The following is a 4194-nucleotide window of genomic DNA, read 5'->3' as shown; positions in this document are numbered from 1 at the left end:
TTTACGATTTTGGTAGCCTTGCCGGTTCAACTGGCCGAGTTTTACATCGGCCGTACGGGCGGTAAAAACGCCATCGACTCCTTCAAAGTATTGCGTCCCGGTTCGCAGTGGCCGTGGGTCGGCCGCATGGGCGTGGCCGCGTGTTTTATTTTGCTGTCGTTTTACAGCGTGGTCGGCGGCTGGGTATTGAACTACGTCGTGCACAGCTTTACCGGCGAAATTCACGTTGGCGCAGACTTTAAGGCCCTGTTTGAAAATACGATTTCTTCACCGTTTGGCTCGCTGTTTTACCAAGGTTTGTTCATGCTGATTACTATTTGGGTGGTCAAAGGCGGCGTTTCAGACGGCATTGAAAAGGCAAACCGCGTGTTGATGCCGGGTTTGTTTATCCTCTTTATCGCGCTGGCTATCCGTTCGCTGACCTTGCCCGGTGCAATGGACGGTGTGGCATTTTTGTTGAAACCGGATTGGTCGTATTTGAAACCGGGCACGATGCTGACTGCTTTGGGACAGGCGTTTTTTGCCTTGAGTATCGGCGTGTCCGCGATGATTACCTATGCTTCGTATTTGGGTAAGGATCAGGATATGTTCCGCTCCGGCCATATGATTATGTGGATGAACCTGTTTGTATCGCTGCTGGCCGGTTTGGTGATTTTCCCTGCGGTATTTGCCTTCGGTTTTGAACCCGGCCAAGGCCCTGGTTTGATTTTTGTTGTGTTGCCTGCGGTCTTCATGAAAATGCCGATGGGTACGTATTTGTTTGCTGTGTTCATGCTGTTGGTTGTTTTTGCCACGCTGACTTCCGCGTTTTCCATGCTGGAAACCGTTATCGCGGCAACCATCCGCCAAGACGAGAAAAAGCGCAGCAGCCATGCTTGGGTAACCGGCATTGCGATTTTCATAGTCGGTATTCCTTCGGCGCTGTCTTTCGGCGTATGGAGTGAGTTTAAAATTTTCGGCAAAACCATTTTTGACTTGTGGGACTTCATTATTTCCGCCGTCATCATGCCGATTGGCGCATTGAGCGTTGCCGTGTTTACGTCATGGGTTCAGGACAAACAGTCCGTTCTACGCGATGCAGGCATGGGCAGTACCATTCCGAAGCAACTGCTTTACCTGTGGCTGGGCGTGTTGCGCTATCTTGCGCCGATTGCGATTATTGTCGTGTTCATCAACTCTTTGGGTTTGATTTCAGAGTGATGGTGCAAAACAGTCCGGTGTTGCATTGCTTCGCCGGACTGTTTGTTTAAAAACATCCTTAAAAATATTAAGGCCGTCTGAAAAATTTTCAGACGGCCTTTTTATATACGCGCGAGGCTGATTAGAACTTCGCTTGCAGTCTCAACCATGCAGTACGGCCAGGTTCGTTCACGCGCATGGTTTGAGTACCGGCAGACGGGTCGCCGCCGCGGCTGACGAATTCAGCATAGGTTTTGTTGAACACGTTGTCCACGCCGCCTTGCAATGTGGCGTATTTGCTGAATTTCCAACCTGCGTTGAGCGAGAGTACGCCAAAGCCTGAAGAAGCGCCGATGTCTTGGCCGACGATATTGCCTTGGCCTTTGCTGTAACGGTTTTGTTTGGCTACGACGCGCCATAATGCGCCCGCGCTGAATTTGCCGTTATCAAAGGCGAGGGTGTTGTTCCACTCGAGCGGCGGGGTTTGTGCCAAAGGTTTGCCGTCTGTACGGTTTTTGCCGTGGGTGTAGGCGAGGCTGGTGCCGACTTCCCAGTTAGGTGCAAATGTCCATTTGACTTCGGCTTCGCCGCCAAAGCGAGAAGCGTTGATGTTGCGCACGCCGAAATTCATGCCTTGGCGCTCCATCATGATGAAGTCTTTGATGTCGCTGCCGAATACGGATACAGACGCGTGGAGGTTAGGACGTTTCCAGATTACACCAGCATCGATTTGGCGGTTTTGCTCTGCTCGGATGGCTTTGTTTTCGGAGCGCAGGCGTTCCCAGTAGTCAGGCGCACGTTCGGCAATACCGAAGCCGGCATAGTATTTCAGGCCGTTGTCCGTATTTCTTTCCCAACGCAGGAAGCCTGAGTTCAAATTGAATTTTTGATGTTTCAAAACGGGGTCGGTCACGCGTGCGGTATCGTAATGCGCTTTGACTTGGTCATGGCGCAAACCTGCTACCCAGCGTTGATTGTCGGTTTGCTGCCAAGAGGCTTCGGTGAAAATACCCCATTGTTTGAAACTTTGGTTGGGCATGTAAGGCTTGTGGCTGTAGCCGTCGCCGCCACGCTCCATGCGTGCGACGTGGACGTCGTCCAGATAGTCCAAACCGGTTTGCAGGTTGAGCTTGTCCCAGTCGAAAGTGGCTTTCAGACGGCCTGTATCGGTATTGCGTTTAGGGTTGTTGGCATTTTTAATCTGCTTGCCGGCAGGATTGTAGATGGTACGCAGGCTGTATGTGTCCATCACGTGGTCGATTTCGCTTTTACCGTAGCGCAGTTCCAATTCGCTGAACCATGGTGTGAGGTTGCGTTGGGTAAAACGGATATTCCACGCATCACGGTCGAATTTGCTGCCGTCCATCATACGGTCGGCGTAGGCAACCTTGGCCCTGCTGCGCTCGTATGTGCCGGCAATGGTGGTGTTTTCTGTCGGGGTAACACCCAGTTGCAACATTTGGCTGTCGCGTTTGAAGTTGGAGTGAATGCGGTTGTCGTCGCCGTCTTTGTAGTCGTCGGCTTCGTTATGGGAGATATTGGTACGGACGTAGCCGTATTTGCCGCCGAACTCGGCTTCCAGTGAGCCGTCAAGGCGGTCGTTGCTGCCTGCTGTCAGGGTGGCATTGATGTTGTAAGGTTTTTCAGTGAAATCAGGATCTTTACGGATAAATTGCACCGAGCCGCTGACCAGGCCCATACCTTGGGTGACGGTTTGCGGGCCTTTGGTGACCACGACTTTGTCAAATGAATTTGGGTGGATATAGGCAGTCGGCGGATCCATGCGCATACCGCAACCGCCATAAATAAACTGGTCGTCGGCATTGACGGAGAGGCGCGAGCCACCCAAGCCACGGAACAGCGGATCGCCCGAGCTGCCGCCTTTGCGGATGATGCTCATATTAGGCACGGATTGCAAAAGGTCTGCCCCGTCGCCGGCAGGGAGGGGTTGCAAAGCAGCTTTGGGGTTGAAAGTAACGCGGTTGGCTTTTTCTTGTTGTGTGCCGGTGACGGTGACAGGGGAAAGGGTAACCGTTTCTTCAGGTGTAGGATCGGTATCTGCCCATGCTTGGGATACGGCTAAGGCAATGGGTAAGATAAGTAATGGTGGGTATTTCATATTGTTTCTCTCTATTATTAGGAATTATGTTGATTAATACCTAAGTATTATACATAAAGTCTAGTAAAATAGAAGCAGTGGGATTTTAATCTAAATCAATATTTTTAGATTTTGGGCACATAGGTTGTTTATTAAGATTGGTCATACCAAAATATTGATTTGAAGGCATTGGTGAGGTTACTCAATAAAAATGAATGTGTTTGAATTAAACTGCTTGCAATGGGGAGAATGGCATTTCTTGACGAAAAAATAGGGGATTGATTAGAATGGGCGGCCAATTGGTCAATCCAATTTATGGCCGTTTGAATACAACTGTCCTTCAATCATCAGGAATACAACATGGCGAAATTGGTTCGTCCGCAAAAAATCAGCGATCAGGTTTTAGCCATTTTGGAAGAACGTATCGCGACCGGCATTTATGAAGAAGGCAGTAAATTGCCTCCCGAACGCACGCTCGCGGAAGAATTCGGCGTGTCGCGTCCGTCAGTCAGGGTGGCATTGAATATCTTGATTGCCAAGCAGGTTTTGGAAGCGCGACAGGGCGATGGCTATTATGTTTCTGTCAAACCGCAGCAGGATTTTTTGCAAAGCTGGCAGGAGTTGCTCGGCAAACATACCAATTGGGAAACAGACGTTTTCGATTTCAGTTGTCACGTTGAAGGCTGTATGGCGGCGCTGGCCGCCGAAAGACGGACTGACGCCGATTTGAAACGTATTGACTTCTGGCGGCAGAAGTTTGAAACGGCCTGTGAAAGCGGAAATTTGGAGCATCAAGCCGAAGCAGACGTCAGCTTTCATCAAACCATTGCCGATGCCGCGCACAATATCCTATTCAGCCACCTTTCCAGCAGCCTGCTCAAAATGCTTTATCAGCAAACACGCAGCGGCATTATCTA

3 protein-coding genes are annotated in these 4194 nt (G+C 50.3%); 2 read left to right on the top strand and 1 reads right to left on the bottom strand.

Going from position 1 to position 4194, the window contains the following annotated elements; all coding sequences use genetic code 11:
• The coding region (locus ACTHSP_RS18360; RefSeq protein WP_440346621.1) for a sodium-dependent transporter at nt 1–1200 on the top strand (1200 nt) is incomplete at its 5' end.
• A gap of 121 nt (nt 1201–1321) precedes the next feature.
• On the opposite strand, the gene ACTHSP_RS18355 is transcribed toward ACTHSP_RS18360, so the two are convergent.
• Nucleotides 1322–3298 carry a TonB-dependent copper receptor gene (locus tag ACTHSP_RS18355; RefSeq protein WP_440346620.1) on the bottom strand — a complete coding sequence of 659 codons (1977 nt, stop codon included), beginning with the start codon at nt 3296–3298 and terminating at the stop codon, nt 1322–1324.
• Nucleotides 3299–3637: 339 nt separating this feature from the next.
• Between ACTHSP_RS18355 and ACTHSP_RS18350 the strand changes: the two genes are divergently transcribed.
• On the top strand, nt 3638–4194 hold a 557-nt coding region (locus ACTHSP_RS18350; RefSeq protein WP_440346619.1), incomplete at its 3' end, for a FadR/GntR family transcriptional regulator.

It is taken from the genome of Neisseria sp. P0001.S005 (assembly GCF_051963715.1).
The sequence above is the reverse complement of the archived record's forward strand: the minus strand, read 5'-3'. Positions and strand labels throughout refer to the sequence as shown.

What these genes read in the sequence shown, in the direction of transcription:
- ACTHSP_RS18355 (WP_440346620.1), bottom strand. Translation starts at nt 3,298, where the DNA reads ATGAAATACCCACCATTACTTATCTTACCCATTGCCTTAGCCGTATCC.